Annotated in this window: 19 protein-coding genes; 13 read left to right on the top strand and 6 right to left on the bottom strand. The window is 72.7% G+C overall.

Features of this window, described 5'->3' with window-relative positions:
• The first annotated feature begins 21 nt into the window (after positions 1 to 21).
• Positions 22 to 852: a methyltransferase domain-containing protein gene (locus ABZU99_RS10475; protein ID WP_356045187.1), complete on the top strand. Its 831-nt coding sequence runs from the start codon at positions 22 to 24 to the stop codon at positions 850 to 852.
• Here ABZU99_RS10475 and ABZU99_RS10470 read toward each other — a convergent pair.
• Both ABZU99_RS10470 and ABZU99_RS10465 read right to left on the bottom strand, forming a co-directional pair.
• Positions 801 to 1,757 (bottom strand): pseudouridine-5'-phosphate glycosidase, encoded by a 957-nt coding sequence (locus ABZU99_RS10470; protein WP_355949881.1) that lies wholly within the window; start codon positions 1,755 to 1,757, stop codon positions 801 to 803. The two genes, ABZU99_RS10475 and ABZU99_RS10470, sit on opposite strands and share 52 nt — an antisense overlap.
• Positions 1,754 to 2,878: a PfkB family carbohydrate kinase gene (locus ABZU99_RS10465; RefSeq protein ID WP_356045184.1), complete on the bottom strand. Its 1,125-nt coding sequence runs from the start codon at positions 2,876 to 2,878 to the stop codon at positions 1,754 to 1,756. Before ABZU99_RS10465 ends, ABZU99_RS10470 begins: the two co-directional genes overlap by 4 nt.
• A 478-nt stretch (positions 2,879 to 3,356) precedes the next feature.
• On the opposite strand from ABZU99_RS10465, the gene ABZU99_RS10460 reads away from it, so the two are divergent.
• The gene (locus tag ABZU99_RS10460) at positions 3,357 to 4,115 is read left to right on the top strand and encodes an alpha/beta fold hydrolase (RefSeq protein ID WP_356045181.1); all 759 of its coding nucleotides are present in this window, start codon (positions 3,357 to 3,359) and stop codon (positions 4,113 to 4,115) included.
• 12 nt (positions 4,116 to 4,127) lie between these two features.
• Here ABZU99_RS10460 and ABZU99_RS10455 read toward each other — a convergent pair whose 3' ends face one another.
• On the bottom strand, positions 4,128 to 5,345 hold the full coding sequence (locus tag ABZU99_RS10455; RefSeq protein WP_355949890.1) for a DUF4032 domain-containing protein: 1,218 nt from the start codon (positions 5,343 to 5,345) through the stop codon (positions 4,128 to 4,130).
• 236 nt (positions 5,346 to 5,581) lie between these two features.
• Between ABZU99_RS10455 and ABZU99_RS10450 the strand changes: the two genes are divergently transcribed.
• Positions 5,582 to 6,358 (top strand): SDR family oxidoreductase, encoded by a 777-nt coding sequence (locus ABZU99_RS10450; RefSeq protein WP_355949892.1) that lies wholly within the window; start codon positions 5,582 to 5,584, stop codon positions 6,356 to 6,358.
• A gap of 20 nt (positions 6,359 to 6,378) precedes the next feature.
• Here the strand turns inward: ABZU99_RS10450 and ABZU99_RS10445 are convergent, their stop codons facing one another.
• On the bottom strand, positions 6,379 to 8,742 hold the full coding sequence (locus ABZU99_RS10445; RefSeq protein ID WP_356045178.1) for a pyruvate dehydrogenase: 2,364 nt from the start codon (positions 8,740 to 8,742) through the stop codon (positions 6,379 to 6,381).
• Between the two features lie 358 nt (positions 8,743 to 9,100).
• On the opposite strand from ABZU99_RS10445, the gene ABZU99_RS10440 reads away from it, so the two are divergent.
• The 4 genes from ABZU99_RS10440 (at position 9,101) to ABZU99_RS10425 (ending at position 12,960) form a co-directional block, all read left to right on the top strand.
• The gene (locus ABZU99_RS10440) at positions 9,101 to 10,162 is read left to right on the top strand and encodes a DMT family transporter (protein ID WP_356045175.1); all 1,062 of its coding nucleotides are present in this window, start codon (positions 9,101 to 9,103) and stop codon (positions 10,160 to 10,162) included.
• Between the two features lie 115 nt (positions 10,163 to 10,277).
• Entirely contained in the window at positions 10,278 to 11,771 is a 1,494-nt protein-coding gene (locus ABZU99_RS10435) for an AlkA N-terminal domain-containing protein (protein WP_356227784.1), read from the top strand.
• Positions 11,768 to 12,277, top strand: coding sequence for a methylated-DNA--[protein]-cysteine S-methyltransferase (locus ABZU99_RS10430; protein ID WP_355949902.1), 510 nt, complete (start codon positions 11,768 to 11,770; stop codon positions 12,275 to 12,277). Before ABZU99_RS10435 ends, ABZU99_RS10430 begins: the two co-directional genes overlap by 4 nt.
• Positions 12,274 to 12,960: an alpha-ketoglutarate-dependent dioxygenase AlkB gene (locus ABZU99_RS10425; RefSeq protein ID WP_356045169.1), complete on the top strand. Its 687-nt coding sequence runs from the start codon at positions 12,274 to 12,276 to the stop codon at positions 12,958 to 12,960. Before ABZU99_RS10430 ends, ABZU99_RS10425 begins: the two co-directional genes overlap by 4 nt.
• Here the strand turns inward: ABZU99_RS10425 and ABZU99_RS10420 are convergent.
• Positions 12,957 to 14,885: an FUSC family protein gene (locus ABZU99_RS10420; protein WP_356045166.1), complete on the bottom strand. Its 1,929-nt coding sequence runs from the start codon at positions 14,883 to 14,885 to the stop codon at positions 12,957 to 12,959. The two genes, ABZU99_RS10425 and ABZU99_RS10420, sit on opposite strands and share 4 nt — an antisense overlap.
• Before the next feature lie 475 nt (positions 14,886 to 15,360).
• Between ABZU99_RS10420 and ABZU99_RS10415 the strand changes: the two genes are divergently transcribed.
• From ABZU99_RS10415 to ABZU99_RS10395, 5 genes are all read left to right on the top strand, one after another.
• The gene (locus tag ABZU99_RS10415) at positions 15,361 to 15,642 is read left to right on the top strand and encodes a hypothetical protein (RefSeq protein ID WP_355949909.1); all 282 of its coding nucleotides are present in this window, start codon (positions 15,361 to 15,363) and stop codon (positions 15,640 to 15,642) included.
• A gap of 111 nt (positions 15,643 to 15,753) precedes the next feature.
• A complete protein-coding gene (locus tag ABZU99_RS10410; RefSeq protein WP_355949912.1) occupies positions 15,754 to 16,950 on the top strand; it encodes an FAD-dependent oxidoreductase in 1,197 nt (398 codons plus the stop codon).
• A gap of 67 nt (positions 16,951 to 17,017) precedes the next feature.
• Positions 17,018 to 18,508 (top strand): polyprenol phosphomannose-dependent alpha 1,6 mannosyltransferase MptB, encoded by a 1,491-nt coding sequence (gene mptB / locus ABZU99_RS10405; RefSeq protein WP_356045161.1) that lies wholly within the window; start codon positions 17,018 to 17,020, stop codon positions 18,506 to 18,508.
• Entirely contained in the window at positions 18,505 to 19,758 is a 1,254-nt protein-coding gene (locus ABZU99_RS10400; RefSeq protein ID WP_356045159.1) for a glycosyltransferase 87 family protein, read from the top strand. The genes mptB and ABZU99_RS10400 overlap by 4 nt, the downstream gene beginning before the upstream one ends.
• Positions 19,759 to 19,760: 2 nt before the next feature.
• On the top strand, positions 19,761 to 20,723 hold the full coding sequence (locus ABZU99_RS10395; protein WP_356045157.1) for a lysylphosphatidylglycerol synthase transmembrane domain-containing protein: 963 nt from the start codon (positions 19,761 to 19,763) through the stop codon (positions 20,721 to 20,723).
• A 25-nt stretch (positions 20,724 to 20,748) separates the two neighbouring features.
• Here the strand turns inward: ABZU99_RS10395 and ABZU99_RS10390 are convergent, their stop codons facing one another.
• Positions 20,749 to 21,861: a CapA family protein gene (locus ABZU99_RS10390; RefSeq protein WP_356045283.1), complete on the bottom strand. Its 1,113-nt coding sequence runs from the start codon at positions 21,859 to 21,861 to the stop codon at positions 20,749 to 20,751.
• A gap of 198 nt (positions 21,862 to 22,059) precedes the next feature.
• Between ABZU99_RS10390 and ABZU99_RS10385 the strand changes: the two genes are divergently transcribed.
• Positions 22,060 to 24,117: a phosphocholine-specific phospholipase C gene (locus ABZU99_RS10385; protein ID WP_356045154.1), complete on the top strand. Its 2,058-nt coding sequence runs from the start codon at positions 22,060 to 22,062 to the stop codon at positions 24,115 to 24,117.
• Positions 24,118 to 24,178: the final 61 nt, after the last annotated feature.

Below are 24,178 nucleotides of genomic sequence, written 5' to 3'. Positions count from 1 at the left end.
CGGACCCTTCGGGAGGGGCGGATGGCGACGGCGATTCCCTATGTGCACGGGTATTCGGACCGCGAGGCACGGCGGTTGGGGGACCAGGCGGACACCCTGGCCGCGCTTCTGCACACCGGCACCGCGTATCCGGCGGGCAGCCGGGTGCTGGAAGTGGGCTGCGGGGTGGGCGCTCAGACGGCGCATCTGGCCGCGTCCAGCCCCGGAGCGCGCATCGTCGCGGTGGATGTCTCCGAGGCGTCGCTCGCCCAGGCCCGTGCGCGGGTGGCGGCCCAGTCTCCCGGGGCGGAGGTCGAGTGGTGCCGCGCCAATCTGTTCGATCTGCCCTTCGCCGATGCGGCGTTCGACCATCTCTTCGTCTGCTTCGTCCTGGAGCATCTGGCCGCCGCGCTGGCCGCGCTGGCCGCGCTGCGGCGGGTGCTACGGCCCGGTGGCACCCTCACCGTGATCGAGGGCGACCACGGCTCCGCGTTCTTCCACCCCCGGAGCGCCTACGCCCGCGCGGCCATCGACGGGCAGATCCGGCTCCAGTCGGCGGCGGGCGGAAACGCCCTGATCGGGCGGGAGTTGCAGCCGCTGCTGACCCATGCCGGATACCAGGAGGTCACGGTCTTCCCGCGCACGGTCTACGCCGACCGGACCCGGCCGGCGCTGGTCGAGGGCTTCACCCGCGAAACCTTCATCGCCATGGTCGCGTCCGTCCGCCAGGACGCGCTGGCCGCGGGGCTGTCCACTGCGGCCGACTGGGATCGGGGGATCGCCGATCTGCACCGGACCGCCGACGAGGACGGCACCTTCCACTACACGTTCTTCAAGGCGGTCGCCGTCAATCCGCCCTCCGCCTCCGCGTAGTGGATCGCGATCCGCGCCCCGAGGCGGGCGTTGTTCTTGACGAGGGCGATATTGGTGCGCAGGCTCTCGCCGCCCGTCAGCTCGACGATGCGGCCGAGCAGATAGGGGGTCGCGTCCTTGCCGGTGATGCCCGCCTCGTCCATCTCGGCGAGCGCCCGCTCGATGATGCCGTCGATCCGCTCGGCGGGGATCTCGTCCGCCTCGGGGACCGGGTTGGCGATGCTCAGCCCCGCCGTCATGCCCAGGCCCCACTGGGCGCGCATGATGGCAGCGATCTCCTCGGGCGAGTCGACGCGCAGCGGGGTCGGGAAGCCGCTCACGCGGGAGTAGAACGCGGGGAAGTCGTCCGTGCCGTAGCCGAGGACGGGTACGCCCAGCGTCTCGAGCTTCTCCAGGGTGAGCCCGATGTCGAGAATGCTCTTCACTCCGGCGCTGATGACCGCGACGGGGGTGGTGGCGAGCTCGGTGAGATCCGCGCTGATGTCGAAGGTCTGCTGCGCTCCGCGGTGCACCCCGCCGATGCCGCCGGTGACGAAGACCCGGATCCCGGCCAGCGCGGCGAGCCGCATCGTGGACGCCACGGTGGTCGCGCCATGGCCGCCGTGCGCCATGACATGGGCGAGGTCGCGCACGCTGACCTTGCACACCTCGGGGCTGGTGGCGAGCAGTTCGAGGTCCGCCCGCTCCAGGCCGACGCGGGGTGTGCCGTGCAGGACGGCGATGGTGGCCGGGACCGCGCCCTGCGCGCGGATGATGTCCTCGACCTCGGTGGCCATCTCCACGTTCTGCGGAAACGGCATGCCATGGCTGATGATCGTGGACTCCAGCGCGACCACGGGACGGCCGTCGCGCAGCGCGTCCCGGACCTCCTCGGTGAGGGCCGGCCGGGGGTTGGGGGCGGTCATGTGGTCCTCCACAGTGGGGCGTTCAGCGCGGCCTCGACGAGGCGCGGGGTCAGATCGGGTCGTACGGTGGCGGGGCTCGCCACCGTCAGTGCGGCGGCGGCGTGGCCGTAGCGGGCGGCGCCGACGGGGTCGGCGCCGGTCAGTAGCGCATGGACGAACGCGCCGAGCATCGCGTCACCGGCGCCGGTGACGTCCTGGACCTCCGCCGGTGGCGCGTCGAGGAAGTGACGGCCCTCGTCGAGGGTGCTCAGCAGGGAGCCGCGGACACCGAGCCGCACCCACACATGCTGGACGCCGCGCTCATGGAGGACGGCCACGGCCCGGAGCAGCTCCCCGTCGCCGCCGTCGACTGGGCGGCCGGTCAGAGCGCCGAGTTCGGCCAGGTTCGGGGTGATGGCGAAGACGGGCCGCTCACCGGAGAACAGCGGGGTCAGCAGCGCCGCCTTGGGGACGCTCACCGGGTCGATGAGCGTCTGCACCCCGGTGGGCGCCGCGAGGTCCAGCGCGTACGACAGCGCCTGAGGCGAGAGGTTTCCGTCGAGCACCAGCATGCTCGCATGGCCGATGAGCTCGCGCGCGGGGTGCAGATGCTCGGGGCTCAGCCCATCGGTGGCGGCCATGTCCGCGATGGCCACGACCAGATCGCCCTCGGCGTCCAGCACCGCCGTATAGGTGCCGGTGGGATGCGCACTGCGGTGGACGTGATCGATGCGCACCCCGGTGGCCCGGGTCTCGCTCAGCAGCCGCTCCCCCGCGGGATCCTGTCCGACGGCGGCGATCAGATGCGTCGGGGTGCCCAGCCGCGCCAGGTTCTCCGCGATGTTGCGGGCCACCCCGCCCCAACTGGTGTGTGACCGACCCGGGTTGCTGGTGTGATACGCGACGGGCGCGAGGCTGCGCACCTTGACGTCGACGTTGGCGCCGCCGATGACCACCACCGTGTGTTCCTGGCGCAGGATGTAGCCGCGCCCCGGAATGGCACCCTTCTTCCCCAGGTTCGACAGATGGACGTTGACGGCGGCCCGGGTGATGCCGAGGGCGTCGGCGATGGCCTGGGCACCCGCCAGCGGGTCCCGTCGCAACAGCGCGAGAATCTCGCGCTCCCGGCGCGTCAGCATCATGGTTCAGCAAGATAAAGGGATACAGGACCACCGCGTTACCCAGCGCCAGCAAATCGCGAGCCGAGGGGACATCCGGCGTCCGGCTACGTCAACCCAGCGGACATCCGGCATCCCGCTACCTCAGCCCAGCGGACATCCGGCATCCCGCTACCTCAGCCCAGCGGACATCCGGCATCCCGCTACGTCAACCCAGCGGACATCCGGCATCCCGCTACGTCAACCCAGCGGACATCCGGCATCCCGCTACGTCAACCGCATGTACATCGGACCGAGCGGAGCCGCGCCCCGCAACGGGCTGAGCGTGGCTCGCCGTTGAGGACGACGCTGGGGTGCGCCCGTCCGAAATAGGGGTTGCGTCCGTTCGTCATGCCCCGGCAGGCTGGCAAACGCTCTCTGCGCGTTGCCCGAGGCGTGCGCGCGACGGCCCGCGACAACCTGCGACGGCCGCCGGGATACCAGCGGCACGAAAGGACATCAGGTGACCGCACACCCCACCGGCACAAGCCTGTGGATCAGGCAGTTCCACCCCGCGCCGACCGCGGCGACGCGATTGGTCTGTCTGCCCCACGCCGGCGGGTCCGCCTCGTTCTACTTTCCCGTCTCCAAGTCCCTCGCCCCCGAGGTCGACGTGCTCGCCGTCCAGTACCCGGGCCGCCAGGACCGCCGTCACGAGAAGTGCATCGAGACCATCCCCGAGCTGGCCGACGCCCTGCTGCCCGAGCTGCTGCCGTACTCGGACCGGCCGCTCGCGCTGTTCGGCCACAGCATGGGGGCGTCCCTCGCCTTCGAGGTGGCGCTGCGCCTGGAGATGAAGGGTGTGGTGCCGGCCGTGGTGTTCGCCTCGGGGCGGCGCGCCCCGTCCCGCCACCGCGACGAGACGGTCCACCTGCGGGACGACGACGGGCTGATCGCCGAGATGAAGTCGCTCAGCGGCACCGGTTCCCAGGTCCTCGGGGACGAGGAGATCCTGCGGATGGTCCTGCCCGCGATCCGCAGCGACTACAAGGCGGCCGAGACCTACCGCCCCACCGCCGGTCCGCGGCTGGCGGCGCCGATCCACGCGTATGTGGGCGACAACGACCCCAGGGCGACGGTCGAGGAGGCCCGCGCCTGGGGCGAGCACACCACCGGCGACTTCGATCTGCGGATCTATCCCGGCGGCCACTTCTACCTCAACGACCAGGCCCCGCATGTCATCGCGGCGATCTCTCGGGTCCTGTCCTCGCTGCCGTCCTGAGCGGCGCTCGTCTCATCGCTCGTCCGGGCGGCTCTTCAGGACGGTCCGTATGTAGCCCTCGACGGTGGCGTCGAGGCCCACGTCATGGCCGGCCCGCTCGGACAGCAGCCAGCGGTGTTCCAGCAGTTCGTAGTAGATCTGAGCGGTGTCGATCGCCCCGCGCAGCTCCCGGGGGACGCGCCGTACGGTCGGCCGGAAGACCTCGCGGACCCAGCGGTGGGCAAGCACCTCCGGGCGCGCGCCCAGCGGATCGCCGGGCGCGTAGTCGTCCTGAGTGGCCATCCATGTCTCCAGGTCGTTGAGCAGGCTGCGGGCCTGGTTCTCCTCCGCGTCCAGGCCGGTCAGCCGCAGCAGTTGCCGCTGATGATGGCCCGCGTCCACGACCTTCGGCACAAAGGTGACCGTGTCACCGTCCGGGGAGCGCTCGATCTGCATCTCCGCCACATCGAAGCCGAGGTCGTTCAGGCGCCGGACGCGCCGGTCGATGTGGTGGCGCTTCGCCACCGGATACACCGACTGGCGCGTCAGCTCATGCCACAGCTCGCCGTACCGCTCGGCGATGGCCCGCCCGAACAGCACCGGGTCGACCGAGGGGTGCAGGGAGCCGCTCGCCTCCAGGTCCATCAGCTCGCCCGCGATGTTCACCCGCGCCACCTCGACGTCGTACTCACGCTGTCCGCTGGTGAGCCGTGGCTGGATCTGGCCGGTCTCGGCGTCCACCAGATAGGCCGCGTACGCCCCCGCGTCCCGCCGGAAGAGGGTGTTGGACAGCGAGCAGTCACCCCAGGCGAAACCGCTGAGATGCAGCCTGACCAGCAGCACGGCCAGCGCATCGAGCAATCGCTTGATGGTGCTGGGCCGCATGGTCGTCTCGAACATCGAGCGGTACGGCTGCGATCCCACCAGATGCCGGGTGATCAGCGCGGGCTCCAAGGGCTCGCCGCGCTCGTCGGTGCGCCCGGTGACCACCGCGAGCGCGTCCACCGCCGGTACGGTGAGCCGGTCCAGATCGCGCAGCAGCCCGTACTCCCGTACGGCCGCCCACTCGCCGACCTCCTTGACCGCGACCACCTCGCCGCCCGCCCGGGCGAACCGGACCACGTGGCGGGAGATACCCCGGGGCAGCGTGACCAGATGCTCCTCGGGCCACTCCTCCAGCGGGATGTTCCACGGCAGATCGAGAAGAGAGGCCGGATGCTCAGGCGAGGTGGCGGTGATCTGCAGCTCCATGACACACCAGTGTGCGGCAGCGGCGTGCGATCACCGCGGCCGCTGCGCTGAAGGGCAGGCGCTCACAGCGGTCAGATCGTCAGAAATGGACAGATGCCGGCCACCGTCCGTAGGCTGATCATTAACCGGACAAGATCCGTCCATTGAGCGGCTCTGTGATCGGCATCAGGCTCGTCCTACCCGTCGATTTCCCGCGCACACGCTTCTGCCCCACCCCACCGACGGGAGCCCCCGCCGTGAGCCGTCTCGGCCGCACCACCGCAGTGATCACCGGGGGCAGCGAGGGCCTTGGCTATACCATCGCCGACGCCTTCGCCGCGCTGGGGGCCGATCTGGTGCTGCTCGCCCGCGACCAGGAGCAGCTGGACCTGGCGCGGCATGCGCTGGCCGGCCACGGGACCACCGTACGGACCGTCTCCGTCGACCTCGCCGACCCCGGCGCCGCCGCCACCGCCGCGCATGAGGTGCTGGCGCTCACCGAGCGGGTGGACACCCTGGTCAACAACGCGGCGACGGCGCACTTCAGCCCCCTCGCCCAGACCTCCGCCGACACCTTCGACTCGATGCTGCACCTCAACGTCCGGGTGCCCTATCTGCTCGCCCAGTCGCTGCTCCCGGCGCTCGTCGAGGGCCGCGGCAGCATCATCAACATCACGAGCTACTGGGCGCACAAGATGGCCGCCGACCGTCCGTCCGCCGCCTACTCCGCCACGCGCGGCGCCATCAACGCGATGACCAGGGCGCTCGCCAATGAGCTGGGGCCGTCCGGCGTCCGGGTCAACGGCATTGCCCCCGGCGCCGTCCGCACCCCCGCCTACGAGCGGGACCGTCTCGGCCCGATGAGCACCGAGGAGCGGCACGGCCATGACCGCCACGCCCGCGAGGCCTGTCCGCTGGGCCGGATCGGTGAGCCGGAGGACGTGGCCGCCGCGGCGGCCTTCCTCGCCTCCTCGCAGGCCGGTTGGACGACCGGCACCATCATGGAGGTGGACGGCGGGCTGAGCGTCCGCTGACCCGCCCGCCATACGCCGCGTCAGCACACGTCGAGCGCCGCGCCGACGATGCTGTCGGCGTCCAGACCGTGGTGACGGTAGACCGACTCCAGATCCCCCGACTGCCCGAACCGGGTCACCCCGAGATGGCTCGCGCGCACCTGATGGACGCCGCTGAGGAAGGCCAGGGTGTGCGGATGGCCGTCGAGGACGGTGACCATCGGCGCCGCCCGGTGAGCGGGAAACGCGGCGTCCAGGATCCAGCTGTCCCCCGCGCCACGGCCGGAGCGGGCCTGCACTGCCTCGAAGGGCAGCCCGGGGCTGGTCACACAGACCACGTCCGTCGGAGTGCCCTGGGCCTCCATCCGCTCGGCCGCCACCAGCGCCTCGGGCACCACGGCGCCCATGGCAGCGATCGTCACCGCCGGCCGCCCGGCGGCGCTGCGCACCAGCGGGTAGGCCCCGGCGACGACCTGGCGGCGGCGGCGCTCCCGGGCCGCCGGGTCGGCGGGCACGGCCGCGAGGCTCTGGTCGACCGGACGGGTGGACAGCCTCAGATAGGCGGAGCTGCCGTCGGGCCGCCCGAGCCGGGCGAGCGAGGCCAGCAGCGTCCACTCGACGTCGATGGCGAAGGCGGGCTCGTAGGTGACGCAGCCCGGCTGTTCGAGCCCCACCGAGGGCGTGGTGATCGACTGGTGCGCACCGCCCTCCGGGGCCAGCGTGACTCCGGACGGCGTGCCGACCAGGATCGACTGCCCGCCCGCGTAGATGCCGAACGACCAGGGCTCCAGCGCCCGTTCGACGAACGGGTCGTAGAGGACGCCGATCGGCAGCAGCGGCTGGCCCCAGCGGCTCCAGGTCGCGCCCAGCTCGGCGAGCAGCCCGACCAGATTGCCCTCGGCGATGCCGAGTTCGAGGTGCTGGCCGGTGGGCCGCTCCCGCCAGTGCAGGATCGTCTCGGGGTCGTCCTCGAACCAGTCGCGGCGGTCGTCGGCCGGCGACCACACCCCGACCTTGTTGACCCAGCCGCCCAGGTTGGTGGAGGAGCTGACGTCCGGGCAGAGTGTCACGACCCGGCGCGCGGCTTCGGGGGCCGCCCGGGTGAGGTCGAGCAGGGCGCGGCCGAGCGCCGCCTGGGTGGTGGCCTTTCCGGAGGGTGTACGGCCGATGTCGGCGGGCAGCTCCGGGACCGGGTTGAGGGTTATGGGGTCCCGACGCAGCCGCTCGGCCACCCGGGCGCACAGCTTTCCGGCCGGTGAGTCCGGGTCGAACCGCTGCCACGGCGCCTCGGGCGACATGCCGACGCGCCGGCCGAGCTCGGCCATCTGCTCGGCGGACAGCAGCGAGGAGTGGTTCTGCGGATGGCCCTCGCTGGCCAGCCCGTTGCCCTTCACCGTGTAGGCGAAGATGACCGTGGGCCGGGTGTCGTCCACGGCGCCCAGAGCCTCGCCGAGGGCGCGCAGATCGTGTCCGCCGAGGTTGCGGATCGCGGCGTGCACGGTGGCGTCGTCCAGTGGCTCCAGCAGGCGGCGCAGCGCGGCGGCGTCGGGCCCCTCCCCCGGGATCCGGGTCCGCAGCTGCTCCGGGGTGCAGCGCAGCAGCCGCTGGTACTCGGGGTTGGTCATCTCGTCGATGCGCCGCCGCAGCGCGTCCCCGCCGGGGCGGGAGAACAGCTCCCGCAGCAGCCCGCCGTACTTGACGGTGAGCACCTGCCATCCGGCGGCCTCGAACATGCCCTGCAGCCGGTTGGCGCCGATGTTGGGCACCACCCGGTCCAGCGACTGCCGGTTCACATCGACGATCCAGCAGATCTCCCCCAGCTCGCCGACCATCGGGTCGAGAATCGCCTCCCAGCAGGCGCCCTCGTCCAGCTCCGCGTCCCCGACCAGCGAGTACTGCCGTCCCGTCCCGGCGCCACCCGCCACGGACTCCGTGTAGCGGCGGGCCAGCGCGCCCCAGATCGGGGCGGTGGCGCCGATGCCCACCGAACCGGTGGAGTAGTCGACGGGGTCGGGGTCCTTGGACCGCGACGGATAGCTCTGCAGCCCGCCGAACTCGCGCAGCGTCGTCAGATACCGCTCGTCCAGCTCGCCGAGGAGGTAGTTGATGGCGTGCAGCACGGGTGAGGCGTGCGGCTTCACCGACACCCGGTCGCCCGAGCGCAACCGGTCGAACCACAGCGCCGTCATGATGGTCGTCATCGACGCGGACGACGCCTGGTGGCCGCCGACCTTCAGCCCGGTGGGGTTGGGGCGCACCCGGTTGGCGTGGTCGATGATCGCCGTGGCCAGCCAGAGCACCCGCTGTTCCACCTCGTGCAGCAGCGCGTCCTGGGGCGCGAGGCCGGCGGGGCCCGAGGGGGCTTGGGCGGCGGCAGGAGCGCTCGCGCCGGTCTTCGTGGTCATGCGGGTCCTTCTCCTCGGCTTTCGGGCGCGTCCGGGTCGGACGCGTCGCGGTCGGATCTGTCCTGGTGGGACACATCCCGGTGGGACGCGCCCTGGTGGGGTGCGCCGTGGTCCGGCGGCGTGGGCGGGGATGCCGCGTCCGCCAGTGAGGTGCGGCGGCGTGGAGATCGCCGGCGACTCGTAGTCTCCGGTCCGCTCGCGGTCCTCGCAAGGCCACGGAGGTGCCCGAGTTCCCCGGCCGGCGGCCCGGGCGTGGAGCCGGCCGGCCCCGCTCCGTACGGTGAGCTGCGGCAGTAGGCTGGCCGGCGCGCCGCGCCAGGCGGGGCTCCCGAGTCCCAGGAACACGAGAGGAACCACGATGTACGCGCTCTGGCTGCTTCTGGCAGTCGTCTCGGGCAGTCTCATAGCCGTGCAGTCCCGCCTCAACGGCGAGCTGGCGCATCGCATGCACGATCCCTACGCCGCGGCACTCATCTCCTTCGGCTCCGGTCTGGTCGTCATCTGCGCCGGGCTGCTCGCCGCGGGCGCCCGGCGTGCCCGGGACAGCCGTACGGACCAGGGCGACGGCAGGGGGCGGGGCGCGGGTACGGGGCAGGGCGCGGCCGCGGGACCCGCCGCCCTCGTCCGCGCGGTATGCGCACACCGGCTGAAGTGGTGGCAGGTGCTGGGCGGGTGCGGCGGCGCCCTGCTGGTGCTCTCCCAGGCCGTCACCGTCACCGCGCTCGGCGTGGCCCTGTTCACCGTGGCCGTGGTGGCCGGGCAGACCACCGGCGGGCTCGTCTTCGACCGCAAGGGCCTCGGCCCAGCGGGGCCACAGCCGCTGACCGGGCCCCGGGTCGTCGGCGCCCTGCTCATCCTGGCGGCCGTCGCCGTCTCCATGGCCGGCAAGCTCACCGCCGGCTTCCCGTACTGGATGCTCGTCCTGCCGCTGGTCGCCGGGGCCTGTGTGAGCTGGCAGCAGGCCGTCAACGGCCATGTGCGGGTCGCCACCGGCTCGGCCACGACCGCGACCTTCACCAACTTCGCGGTCGGTGCGACGGCGCTGGCCACCGTGTTCGCCGTGCACGCGCTCGCGGTGCACCCGCCGCGGAACCTCCCGGACGAGTGGTACGTGTACCTCGGCGGACCGGTCGGCGTGGTGTTCATAGCCGTCGCCGTCGCGGCCGTCCACCACCTGGGGGTGCTGATCCTGGGGCTGGCCACCATCACCGGTCAGTTGCTGGGGTCACTCACGCTGAACCTGGCCTTCCCCCGGGCGGGCGCCGAGGTGACCACGGCGACCTTCGTGGGCATCGGGGTGGCGCTTGCGGCCATCGCGATCGCCGCCCTTCCCCGGCGGCGCGGGCAGGGATCGCGGACGGTGACGAGCGGTGTCCGGACCGCCGCGGACACCCCGCGGCCCGACCACAGTCGCCGGTAGGCCATCAGCACCGGCAGGCCACCGCGCACCGCCGCCCACCGCCCACCACCCCGCGAGCACCATGTCCGTTTTCCGCCAGCGCGACCCCTGGCTCATGCCGCACAGTGGGGGTGTGATGAGCGAAGACAGCAGGTACGAGGCGGTGCGCAGCCGCGATGCGCGCTTCGACGGCGCATTCTTCACCGCCGTCGTGACAACCGGGATCTACTGCCGGCCGAGCTGCCCCGCGACCACGCCACGCCGGGAGAACGTCCGCTTCTTCCCGACCTCGGCAGCGGCCCAGGGCGCCGGTTTCCGGGCCTGCCGCCGCTGCCGCCCCGACGCCGTACCCGGCTCCGCCGCGTGGAACGCCCGCGCCGACGCCGTCGGCCGTGCGATGCGCATGATCGGGGACGGTGTGGTCGACCGGGAGGGGGTGGCCGGGCTCGCGGCCCGGCTCGGCTACAGCACGCGGCAGGTGCAGCGGCAGCTGACCGCCGAGCTCGGCGCCGGGCCCGTCGCGCTCGCCCGCGCCCAGCGCGCCCACACCGCGCGGATCCTGCTGCAGACCACCACGCTCCAGGCGGCGGAGATCGCGTTCGCGGCCGGTTTCTCCAGCGTGCGGCAGTTCAATGACACCCTGCGCGAGATCTACGCCGCCACCCCGACCGAGCTGCGCGCCGCCCGTCCGGGCAGGCACGCCCGGTTCGGCCCCATCGGGCGGACGGGCCGCGGTGGCGCGGCCGGGGTGCCGCTGCGGCTCGCCTATCGCGGTCCGTACGACGCCACTCAGGTCTTCGACTACCTCGCGAGGCGCGCCCTGACCGGTCTGGAGGAGGTCGTGGGCGCCCCCGGCGCGCGCACCTACCGCCGCACCCTGCGGCTGCCGCACGCCGCGGGTGTCGTCGAGGTCGACGAGCGGGCGGGCGAGGGCTGGCTGGAGTGCCGGCTGCGCCTGACCGAACTGCGCGATCTGACCACCGCCACCGAGCGGATCCGGCGCCTGTTCGACCTGGACGCCGATCCGTACGCGGTCGCCGAGCGGCTGGGCGCCGACGCGGCGCTCGCGCCCCTGGTGGCCGTGCGGCCGGGGTTGCGCTCTCCGGGCGCCGCCGATCCGCGGGAACTGGCCGTGCGCGCCGTACTCGGCCAGCAGGTCTCGGTCGCCGCCGGGCGCACCCTGGGCAACGCCCTGGTGGCCGCGTACGGCGAGCCCCTCGCCGAGCCCGACGGCGGGCTCACCCGTCTCTTCCCCGCCGCCCAGGACCTGGCGGACGCGTCGCTCGCGGAGATCGGCATGCCGGAGAGCAGACGGACGACCCTGCGCACGCTCGCCGCGGCGCTCGCCGACGGCGCGGTGCGCCTCGACGCCGGCGCCGATCGCGACCAGGCCGAGAAGGAGTTGCTGACACTGCGTGGCATCGGCCCGTGGACGGCCGGCTACATCCGGATGCGGGCCCTGGGCGACCCGGATGTGCTGCTGGAGGGGGATGTCGCGATACGGGCCGGGGCGCGCCGCGCCGGGGCGTTTCTCGAGGACTCCGAGGACTGGCGCCCATGGCGCTCTTACGCCATGCACCACTTCTGGAACGCTCCGGCAGCACAGAACACCACACGAGGAACATCATGACGCTCTACACCACCATCGACAGCCCGCTGGGCGAACTGCTGCTGGCCGGCGAGGAGTCGGCCACCGCCCGGGGCGGCACCGCGCTCGCCTCGCTCTCGGTGCCGGGCCAGAACGGCGGGGTGACGGTCGGGAACGACTGGGTCCGCGACGACCTGGCCTTCGCCGAGATCGTGGACCAGCTGCGAGCGTACTTCGCGGGCAGCCGCACCCGGTTCGACATCGAATGCGCCCCCGGCGGCTCGGACTTCCAGCGAAGGGTCTGGCAGGCCCTGGAGGCGATTCCGTACGGCACGACCGTCAGCTACGGCGAACTCGCCGAGCGGGCCGGGGCGCCGCGCGCCGCCGTCCGGGCCGTCGGCACCGCGATCGGGCGCAATCCGCTGCTGATCGTGCGCCCCTGCCACCGGGTCATCGGCGCGAACGGCTCGCTGACCGGCTACGCCGGCGGGCTGGAGCGCAAGCAGCGACTGCTGCTTCTGGAGGGCGTCGGCGGTGGCACCCGGTGAACGCGCTGATCCCCCGCCCACGGCTGCGGATCGCCCCCGGCGCCGTCCACGTCCCCGGCTGGCTCACCCTCGACCAGCAGCGCGAACTCGTGGTGGCGTGCCGCGCCTGGGCGAGTGGCCCCGTACCGATCCGGCACACCGCACTGCCGAGCGGCGGGGTCATGTCCGTCCAGACCGTGTGCGTCGGATGGCACTGGCAGCCGTACCGGTACACCCGTACCGCGGGCGATGTGAACGGGGCGGCCGTGGCCGCATTCCCGGACTGGATGGCCGACCTGGGCCGCCGCGCCCTGGTCGAGGCGTACGAGGACGAGACGGCCGGCGACGGCTACACCCCCGACACCGCGCTCATCAACTTCTACGACGGCCAGGCCACCCTCGGCATGCACCAGGACAAGGACGAACGCTCCAGCGCACCCGTGGTGTCCCTCACCATCGGCGACAGCTGCGTCTTCCGCTTCGGCAACACCCGGACCCGCGCCAAGCCGTACACCGACCTCGAACTCGCCTCCGGCGATCTGTTCGTCTTCGGCGGCCCCTCCCGCTACGCCTATCACGGCGTCCCGAAAATCCTTCCCGGCACCGGCGACCCGGCCACCGGGCTGACGGCGGGCCGACTGAACATCACCCTGCGGGTGACCGGGCTGACCGACCCCGGGAAAGAGGCTCCATCGCAGGGTTAGCAGGCCGCCAGGTCACGGGCGCGGCGCAGCCCCGCCGTGACGTCGGCGAGGGTCGCGCAGTCCACCACCGCCGCGCCCGCGGGCAGCACCAGGTCCGTCGGGGGGCGGCGGTGCGCGACGGCGTCGGCCAGATCGGAGAGTCCGGCACGCAGCCGGGCGGCGAGGGCGGGGTCCGGCCGCTGGGCGCCCTGGTCCATGCGAACGCCGCAGGCCGTGGCCGCGTCCACGGTCTTCTCCAGGGCCAGCACCACCGGGGCCCAGGCCGCCGAGTCCCGCCCGAACGGGGGATGTTCGGCGCTCGCCACCTCCGCGGCACGGCGCGCGTCGGCCAGTGCGCGGTACGCCTCGCGGCGCAGCCGCAGCCGGATCGCGTAGGGCGCGTCGGCGGTCAGGACCCGGTCGAGGTGGTCGCGGGTGGCGCGGACCGCGAGGGACAGCCGTACGGACACCTGGGCACGGGGCCCGCCGAGGCCCGGGAGCGCCCCGGCGGCCAGCACCACACCGCAGGCGAGCAGCGTGTCCACCAGCCGGGTGTACCCGGGGTCGGTGTCACCGCCGAGGTAGACGAGGGAGAGCAGCAGGGGCGTGAGCACCGCGGTCTGCAGCGCGAAGTGGCGCACCGAGACGGGGATCAGCGCCGAGCAGACGGCCGCGACGGGCACCGGCCAGGTTCCGGGAATGCCCGTGACCGGGGTGAGCAGCGTGGCGAGCCCGCCGAAGACGGCGACGCCCACCGCCGTGCCGAGGGCGCGCGAGAGGGCCCGGGAGAACAGCGGGCCCATGTCCGGCTTGACGAGGAAGGCGGCCGTGGCGGGAAGCCAGTACCAGTGGTCGCTCGGCAGTAGCCGCGCGAGCGCGGTGCTCACGCCCACGCACAGGGCCACCCGGGCCGCGTACTCCCGGCCCGCCGGGCCGAGCGCGCGGCGCAGCCGCTGCCGGTGTCCGGGCACGACGGCGCCGACGGCGGGCGCCGGTTCGCCGTCGAAGACGCGGGCGGCGAGCAGCACCGCGCGGTGCACGGCGAGATGACCGGCCGTGTAGGGCGCGGGTGCGGGCAGCCTCCCCGGCGGCTGTCCGGTGCGTACGGAGCGGGCCAGTTGGGCGGGGGCGCGCGTCACGTGGGCGGGCAGTGGCTCGTCCTCCCACAGCAGGGTGAGCGCCGCCTCGCTGAGCGCTCCGGCCACCGCCAGCCGGTCGCGCAGCCGCCGCTCCTCGTCGTCGGGGCGGTGCAACGGCAGCCGGTGGGCGTAGAGCGCCTCGTACGCGGCGTCGTAGGCGGAGGTCAGCCGGCGCCGCGCGGCCTGGCCACCGTCGGTGCCGACGGCCGCCATCAGGTCGGCGAGGGCGTCGTAGACGGCGGCCACCGCGCTCCGCCCATCGGGTCCGGCGGTCGTGCGCGGCGGCACCACCCGGGGCAGCAGCGCGGCCATCGCGATGACCCAGCCGGCGCCGGCGAGCAGCAGGCCCGCCCGTACCGCGGGGGGCTCCGGCAGCGGCATGCCCGCCCCGACCACGGCGAGCACCATCAACTGCACCCCGGCGGACGAGCACACCGGGCCGATGGCACTGATCGCGCCGGAGACGAGTCCGACGGCGGCGAGGGCGAGCGCGATCCACGCCCCGAGGCCGAGGGTCCCGAGCCAGGCCCCGGTCAGCAGACCGGCGGCCCCGGCGAGGGCCGGGAGGCCGATGCGCACCGGCCGGGTGGCCCGGGTGGCGGGGCGGTCGTTGATGTGCGCGAACATGGCGCCGAGCCCGGCGATCACTCCGGCGGACGTGTGGCCCGAGGTCACTCCGGCCGCCACCAGCGGACCCACGCCGAGGGCTCCGCGGAGCACCGCCGCCCAGGGCACGGGGCCCCGCAGCCCCCGCACCCCGCGCAGGGAGTGCGTCAGCCACTCGGGCGGTGAGGTCAGCGCGCGCAATGATCCTCCGTGGTACGGGTGGTATTGATCGGGTGGAATCAACCGGGCTTCCCTTGACCGTACGTGAGCAATGCGGATGCTTCGTAACCCGCGTATTTCCGCCATGTGAGGCGGCGGTGTTGCTCTACGTACCGACAGTAACGGACGTCCGGACACCGGGGCCGGGCGTCGGACGGTCCGCCGGGCCATGGCACGGCGATGACCGGCAGCGACCAGAACCCGCCATTGCCGCGGACGGTGAAGTGCGCAGATCGCCGAAGCCGGGACTGCGCCGCCCGGGGCTCTCCGCGCGACGCGTTGATGGCCGGTCTCCTGAGCGCGGATGCACATGCCAGGCTCATATGTGTTCGATGGTGGCCGTCTTTGAGCGGAGCGTGTTGTGCTGGGTACCGAACGCCAACTAGCCTCCCATCAGCCCGTTACCGAACGCTCGTTCAGTAATTGCTCCAGGGCATTCCGCGGCAACGGAGGAGACATGACCGACACGCTCACGGACGCGCCAGCCGGCACGGACCCGACCCCGGGCTACCCGATCGACAAGAGCATGCGCTGCCCCTTCTCCCCGCCCGCCGATCTGCGAAGGCTGCAGGCCGACGCCCCACTCCAGAAGGTCCGGCTGTGGGACGGCAGCACCGCCTGGCTGGTCACCCGCTACAACGAATTACGCTGCCTGCGGCCGGCCGCGGACCTCGCCGACCTCCCCTTCACGCACGACTCGGACGTCTACGGAGTCCACGAGCTGCCCGTCACCTGGTGACGGAGCTCCCCCGGCTCCCGTACGGCCCGCACCGCCCCGCCCCCATCGTCCGGAGATTTCCATGCTGGTGACCCCGCATCAGGACTTATGCGCCTCGGGCCTGGCCGAGTGGTGAGCACGCCGGACGACGTGGTCATCGTGGGCGCCTCGGTCGCCGGGCTCACCACGGCCGTGACCCTGCGCTCCCTGGGATACGAGGGAAAGCTCACCCTCATCGGCGACGAGCCCCACACCCCCTACAGCCGGCCCCCGCTGTCCAAGCAGATCCTGATCGGCGCCTGGCAGCCGGACCGGATCAAGCTGCGCACGGACGAGGAGCTGTCCGCCCTGGACGCCGAGCTGCTGTTCGGCAGGTCCGCCACCGGACTGGACATCGCCGCCCGGCGGGTCCTGCTGAACGACGGTGACACCGTCCCCTACGACGCTCTGGTCATCGCCACCGGCGTCATCCCGAGCAGTCTGCCCGACGCGCATCATCTCGCCGGGGTGCATCTGCTGCGCACGCTCGACGACACCCTCGCCCTGCGCGCCGAGTTACGCCGCGGACCCAGGGTGGCGGTGGTCGGGGCGGGCTTTCTGGGCGCCGAGGCGGCCTCGGCCTGCCGCAGGATGAACCTCGACGTCACCATGATCGACCCACGCCCGGTGCCCATGCGGCGTCAGTTCGGCGACCGGATCGCCGGACTGGTGGGGCAGCTGCACCGGGACAACGGGGTGTCCATGCGTTGCGGCACCGATGTGAAACGGTTCCTCGCGGAGAACGGCCGGGTGACCGGGCTCGAACTGGCCGACGGGACGACGCTGGACGCCGATGTCGCCGTGGTCGCCATCGGCGCCACCCCGGCGATCGGCTGGCTCGCCGGATCCGGTCTCGAACTGCGCAACGGTGTCGAATGCGACGCCACCTGCCGGGCGGCGCCGGGCATCTACGCGGCCGGTGACGTCGCCTCCTGGCACAACAACCACTTCGACCGCCGGATGCGGCTGGAGCACCGGCTGAACGCCACCGAACAGGCTCAGGCCGTCGCCCGCAATCTGCTCGGCGCGAACGAGCCGTTCGCCCCCGTGCCGTATTTCTGGACCGACCAGTACGACGCCCATATCCAGGCGTACGGCATCTTCCCCGCCGACGCCGAGCTCGCCGTGGTCCACGGCGAGCTCGAGGACCGCCGCTTCGTCGTGGCGTACGGCCACCGCGGCCGGGTGGTCGGAGTGCTCGGCTGGAACAGCCCCTGGGAGGTGCGCAGCTTCCGGGAACTGGTGGTCGACCGGGCGCCCTGGTCATCGATCGCCGCGGGCGCCATATGACCCGGCCGAATGACCCGGCCGACATCCGGCGGCCAGCCGCCGGTGACCGTGGCGTCAATTTTCGGCCATGCGTCACGGCGAGTCTGGCCAGGTGCTGGTCCGTCGTCTTCTCGTCCAAGGTGTCGCCGTCGCTCCACACCACTGTCGGCTGCTCGGGCTCGCGGGCTCGGTGGCCCTGGCGGCGGGCGGAGCGACGGCTGGAGCGCTGCCCGTGGGGGATGCCCTCACCCCGGACTCCGGGAGAGCGGCGCTCGGGTTGGTCAGCACCTACTTCGGACTGGTTCTGCTGGTGGCGGCGTGGTGGTGGCTGGGGCGCGCAGTGCGCGGCCCGGAGCCGCCCGGCCGGCGCAGCCTGCTGCTGACGCTCGCCACCTGGGCGGCTCCGCTGCTGCCCGCGCCCCCGCTGTTCAGCCGGGACGTGTACAGCTATCTCGCGCAGGGCGCCATGGTGCACGCGCGGATCGACGTCTATACGCATGGCCCCGTACGGCTCGGTGGCCCCCTGGCGGCCGAGGTGGCGCCGGGATGGCAGCACACCCCGACGCCCTACGGACCGGTGTCCCTGGCCTTCGAGAGCGCGATCGCGCATGCCGCGCGCGCCGAAGTGTCCCTCGGGGTGCTGGGGTTGCGGCTGCTCGCCCTGCTCGGGGTGGCGGTGATGGTGCTGGCCCTCCCCGTTCTCGCGCGGCGCTGCGGCACCGATCCGGGCGCCGCGCTGTGGCTCGGCGGGCTCAACCCGCTGTTGCTGCTGCACTTGGTGGGCGGGGCGCACAACGACGCCATCATGCTCGGACTGCTCGGCGCCGGTCTGGTAGCCGCGACGGGCCGGTGGCCCGCGTGCGGTGCGGTGCTGGTGACGCTCGCCGCCCTGGTCAAGGCACCCGCGGCGCTGGGGCTGCTGGCGGTCGCCTCGCTCTGGGCGCGCCAGGTGGAGGGCCGTAGGCGGCGGGCCGGGGCCGTGCCGGCCACCCTCGCACTGGCGCTGGTCACCACGGGCGTGGCAACGGCCGCCACCGGTACCGGGTACGGCTGGGTCACCGCCCTGTCCACCCCGGCCTCGCCCGACAACTGGGCGCTGACCAGCGCCCTCGGCCGGGCCACCGGCGCCGTGCTGGATGCCGTCGGCAGCGGTCTGGCTCCGCTGGCCACCCCGGCGTGGCATGCGCTGGGGCTGGTGGCGACCGCCGTCATCATCTCGGCCGCCTGGCTGCGTCCGCCTCGGCGCCGCCCGCTGTACGCCCTGGGGCTGAGTCTGATGGCGGTGGCGGTGCTGGGCCCCGCGATCCGGCCCTGGTATGTGCTGTGGGGGATGTTCCTCATCGCGGCGGCGGCGCCGAGCGGGGCGGTGCGCAACGCGGTCGCGGCGGCGAGCGGGGTGCTGGCCCTGGCCGTACTGCCCAGCGGGTTCGCCCCGGATTCGCGACAGCTGACGTTCGCGGTGTGCGGGGGCGCGCTGGCGCTGTGTGCGCTGTGGTGCGCACGGCGCACCCCGGGCTTCGCCACCGCGGCCGGACTGTCCGGCGCGCGGGGCGGCCGGCTGCCGGAGCGTTCGGCATGACGGGGCCCACCACGACGCGTGGACGGCTGCTGCTGGCGCTCGCTCTCACCGGGGCCTCGGCGCTCTTCCTGATCACCGTTCCGCTGCACCGGCACTGGTTCGATCTGAACGTCTACTACGGCGCCGTGGGCCACTGGCTGCGCGACGGCCGGATCTACGACTTCACCATCCCCGGGGCGGACGGGACCGAGTACGGATTCACCTATCCGCCCTTCGCCGCCCTGTGCATGCTGCCGATGGCCCTGGTGAGCTGGCCGGGCGCGATCACCATCAGCATGCTGCTCAATGTGGCCGCCTCGGCCACCCTGCTGTGCTGGCTGATCGGCCCGATCGCCCGCCGACAGGGCTGGCACCCGTGGTTCGCCTTTCTCGTGGCGGGGTGCCTGTTCGCCCTGCTGGAGCCGGTCCGGGACACCTTCAGCTTCGGACAGGTCAATCTGCTGCTGCTGGTCCTCGTGTTCTCGGACGCGTGGCTGCTGTCCACGGGGCGTGGCAGGTTCGCCGGCTGCGGAATCGGGCTCGCCGCCGCGATCAAGCTCACCCCTGCCATCTTCATCGTCTATCTGCTGGTCACGCGGCGGTGGCGGGCCGCCGGTGTGGCCACGGGCACGGCGGTGGCCGCCACGCTGCTGGCCGCCGGGGTGGCCCCGGGCGCCTCCCGGGTCTACTGGACCGAGGCTCTGTGGGACACCGACCGGATCGGGGTGCTCTCGTATGTCTCGAACCAGTCCTGGGACGGGGTGCTGGCCCGGCTGCTCGAACCGGTGCAGCCGAGCGGGGCGGTGTGGGCGGCCGGTGTCCTCGCCATCCTGGCCGTATGGGCCCGCCGGGTGCGCAGCGCGGCGGCCGTCGGGGACGAGGTGGCGGGGTTCGCCCTGAGCGGCATCGCCGCCTGCCTCATCAGCCCGATCACCTGGGTGCACCATCTGGTCTGGCTGATACCGGCCCTGACGGTGCTCGCGGACACCGCACTGCGGCCGGGCGCGCCGCCGGCCCGCCGCCGGCTCCTGCTGCGCGCGTCCGCCGCGATCTACCTGATCCTGTGCAGCAGCGTGGTGTGGCTGTGGCGCTTCGACTTCACCGGGCTGAGCGGCTTCCTCGGCAGCAACGCGTACGTATGGATCTGTCTCGGGCTGCTGCTGGCGCTTCCGCTGCGCGGCGACGCGGCGCGGCCGCGGCGCACGGAGCCGCGTCCGTCGCGGATCCCGGGAACAGGCATGTCCGGACCGATCCCGAAAGCGACGCCGTAGCCATGGAGCGACCCGCGCGCCCGCCCGTGTACCGCCGGATTCCGGTGCGCCCGATCCTGTGTCTGCTGCCGCTGGTCGTTGTCGGCGTATGGGTGTGCCGGCACCGCTCGCTGATCGGCTCCGGCGCCCGGCAGATGGTGACGGCGAATCCGTACTGGCTGCTCATGGCGGTGGCGACAACCGGGCTCGGCTGGGTCGCGGTGTCCTTCGCGCGGCAGGGCACGGTGCTGGAACGGCTTCCGGCGGGGCGGCTGTTCGTCACCCAGTTCGCCGCGGGCGCCGCCAACCATCTCCTGCCGTCGGGGATCGGCGCGAGCGCGGTCAACATCCGCTTCATGACGGGCTGCGGTCTGCCGGCCACCCGCTCCTCGGCCGCGCTCGCCCTGTACTTTCTCGCGGAGGCCATCGCCCGGATCGGGCTGCTGGCCGTCCTGCTGGTGGCCTTCCCCGAGGCGCTGCGCCTCGGCCCACTGCTCCCGGAGCGGGACGGCACAGCGGTGGTGGTGGCGGAGGTGGTGGCCGTGGTCTGCGGGCTGGTGCCGGCGGCGTTGGCGATTCGCCCGGTGCGCAGGATCGTCCGCACCTTTGTGCGGACCGCGCTGGCCGACGCCCGCTCCCTCCATCTGCGGCCGTCCCGGGCGCTCGCGCTGTGGGGCGGCTCGCTGGCGTTCCCCCTGCTGCAGGCGGCGGGTCTGGTGGCGGTCGCCCTCGCACTGGAGCTCGAGGTGCAGCCGCCGCATGTCATGCTCGCGTATCTGGCCGCCACGGCGGTGGCCGCCGTGGTCCCCTCCCCCGGCGGCATCGGCTCGGTCGACGCGGCGCTGGTCATCGCGCTCGTCGCGGCCGGGGCCCCGGTCGAATCCGCCACCTCCACGGTGCTCGCCTACCGCTTCATCACGGTGTGGCTCCCGCTGATCCCGGGCGCGCTGGTGTTGGGCACGCTGGTGCGCTCGAAGATCATCTGACGTGTCCCGGGGCCGTATCCGCCCCTCACCCGTGCCGCAGGGTGAGCACGTCGTCGGGCTGGACATCGACGTGAGAGCCGAGGCGGGAGCCGGCCCGGTCGAGGGTTTCGCCGAGCCATGCGGCGTCCTGGTGGCCGGCGTGCCGCAGCCGCAGCCGCCGCGACTGCAACGGCACCATGCGGACGTCGGTGAGTCGTCCGGTGTCCGGGTCCACCGTCACGAAGTAGAGAAGCCGCAGGTCGTCCCGGTACTGCTCATAGCCGCCGATGCCCTCGTAGTCGTCGATGAGGTCGCCGCAGCCGTAGAGGATCAGCTTGCCGCGGTACACCTCGGCGGGGCGAGGGTGGTGCGAGGAGTGACCGTGGATGATGTCGACGCCGCCGTCGATCAGGGCGTGGGCGAAGCCGATCTGGTCCGCGGAGACCGCGTATCCCCAGTTGCCGCCCCAGTGGATCGAGACGACGGCGACATCGCCCGGCCGCTTGATCTGCCGTACCCGGCCGGCGATCGCTACCGCGCAGGCGTCCGACAGCTCGGCGATGTAGTCGACCCCGGACCGGCCGCCGGTCGCGGCCCAGCGGCCCGGGATGCCACTGGAGGCCGCCCCGCAGGAGAAGACCAGGACGCGCCGGTCCTCACCGGTCGGGACGATGGCGGGGCGCCGCGCGGCGGCAACGTCTGGGCCCGCTCCCGCCGCCCGGAGCCCGGCGGCGGCCAGGGTGTCGAGTGTTTCGTGGAGTCCGCTCCGGCCGCCGTCCAGCACATGGTTGTTCGCCAGAGCGCAGACATCGGGCCGGGCCACGGTCAGGGAGGGGAGGTTGTCCGGGCTCATCCGGTAGTGGACGTCCTTGCCGGGGGCGAATTCGCCACTCGCCGTGATGCTGGTCTCCAGGTTCACCAGCCGGACGTCGGGCGCGGTCTCGTCCAGGACCGACAGGGCGTCGCCCCAGGGCCAGGAGAAGTCCACCGGCCGCGGAATGGGGCCGTTCACCTCCTCGGCCAGCTCGACATAGGCCCGGGAGTCGCGGATGTACGGCTCCCGCAGCTCCGGGTCGCCGGGGTGCGGCAGGATCTGGTCGACACCGCGGTCGAGCATCACATCGCCGCACAGGAACAGCGTCAGCGCGTCGCCGTGCACATTCCCCAACGTACGTCCCCACCTGCGGTGACGCCCACCGCCCGGTCGCGGGCTATGGTCTGCGGCGGGGCGCGGTGACCAAGGTTTACGGAGGCTTTTCCGCCGTTTCTCCCATCGGCCGTTGTGCGGTGCGGCCAGGCCAAGGAGACTGCCCCGGTTCCCGCACGCCTTCGGACGCCACAGGAGACCGGACCTGTCATGACCGCCATGGACCGTCGACGTTTTATGCAACTGGCCGGCACCACCACCGCCATGTCCCTACTGTCCGCCAGCATCGCGCGCGCCGCGGAGATTCCGGCGAACCGTCGGACCGGAAGCCTGCGGGACATCGAGCACATCGTGGTCCTGATGCAGGAGAACCGTTCGTTCGATCACTATTTCGGCACCCTGCGCGGAGTGCGGGGATTCGGCGATCCGCGACCGGTGCGGCTGCCCAGTGGCAAGCCGGTGTGGTATCAGTCCGACGGCACGAAGGACGTGCTGCCGTTCCGCCCCGAGGTGAACGACCTGGGGCTGCAGTTCCTCCAGGACCTCAACCACGACTGGAAGGGCGGACACGCCGCCCTCAACGAGGGTGCGTACGACAAGTGGGTCCCCGCCAAGACGGCCACCACGATGGCGTACTTGACCCGGGAGGACATTCCGTTCCACTACGCGCTGGCCGACGCGTTCACCATCTGCGACGCCTACCACTGCTCGTTCCTCGGCAACACGGACCCGAACCGCTACTACATGTGGTCCGGTTACACGGGAAACGACGGCAAGGGCGGCGGCCCCGTCCTCGACAACGCCGAGGCCGGCTACGGATGGACCACCTACCCCGAGCGGCTGGAGAAGGCCGGGATCTCCTGGAAGATCTACCAGGACATCGGTGACGGTCTCGACGCCGCCGGTGGCTGGGGCTGGATCGAGGACGCCTACCGCGGCAACTACGGCGACAACTCGCTGCTGTACTTCAACCAGTACCGCGACGCCAAGCCGGGCGACCCGCTCTACGACAAGGCCCGCACCGGCACCGACGCCAAGAGGGGTGACGGCTTCTTCGACATCCTGCGGGCGGACGTGAAGGCCGGGAAGCTGCCGCAGGTGTCCTGGATCGCGGCGCCGGAAGCCTTCACCGAGCACCCCAACTGGCCTGCGAACTACGGCGCTTGGTACATCGCCCAGGTGCTCGACGCGCTCACCTCGAACCCGGAGGTGTGGAGCAGGACCGCGCTGCTCATCACCTACGACGAGAACGACGGCTTCTTCGACCACGTCGTGCCGCCGTACGCGCCCTCGGCGGAGCGGGGCGGCTCGACCGTGGAAACCACCGGGGAGCTGTTCCCCGGCTCGTCCTCGCAACCGGCCGGCCCCTACGGGCTGGGGCAGCGGGTGCCGATGCTCGTGGTGTCCCCGTGGAGCAAGGGCGGCTGGGTGTGCTCCCAGACGCTCGACCACACCTCGATCCTGCGGCTGATGGAGCGGCGGTTCGGTGTGGAGGAGCCGAACATCTCGCCGTGGCGGCGCGCGGTGTGCGGCGATCTGACCGCGGCCTTCGATTTCGCACGGACCGACGCCCGCGTCCCGTCCCTTCCTGGCACCAGCGGCTATCGGCCGAAGGACCACGACCGCCACCCCGACTATGTGCCGACGCCCCCGGCGAAGCCCTCCCTGCCCCGGCAGGAGCCCGGGTCGCGCCGCGCCAGGCCGCTTCCGTACGACCTGTCCGCCGACGCCACGACCGCCGCCGACGGCACCCTGCGGATCGGCTTCGGCAATCTCGGCGAGGCCGGGGCGCACTTCCACGTCACCTCCGCCACGCACACCGGCGGGCCGTGGGGGTACACGGTGGAGGCGGGCAAGCAGCTGTCCGGAAGCTGGCCCCGGTCCGCGCAGGACCACGGCCGGTACGACATCGAGGTGCACGGACCGGCCGGTTTCCTGCGCCGGTTCACGGGCCACGCCGACGGCAAGGGGCTCCAGGTGAGCGCCCGTCATGAGCGGAAGACCGGGCAGATCAGGCTGACCCTCACCAACGAGGGCGGCACAACGGTCCGGTTCACCGTCACGGACGGCTACCACCAGGAGAAGACGGCGAGCTACCGGCTGAAGCCGGGCGAGCGCGCCGTGCACACCGCGGATCCGGAGAAGAGCCACCGCTGGTACGACCTGTCGGTGGTCTCCGACCACGACAGCGGCTTCCTGCGGCGGCTGGCCGGCCATGTGGAAACCGGCCGGGCGGGCGTGAGCGACCCCGCCCTCGCGACGGACTGAGCCCCCGCACATCACCGCGCCCGTGTCCGTCCGGTTCCTGCCGGACGGACACGTGGTGCGT

Origin of the sequence: Streptomyces sp. NPDC005266 (genome assembly GCF_040607655.1) — a bacterium.
Lineage (GTDB): Bacteria > Actinomycetota > Actinomycetes > Streptomycetales > Streptomycetaceae > Streptomyces.
This window is presented reverse-complemented; position numbering and strand designations above follow the sequence as displayed.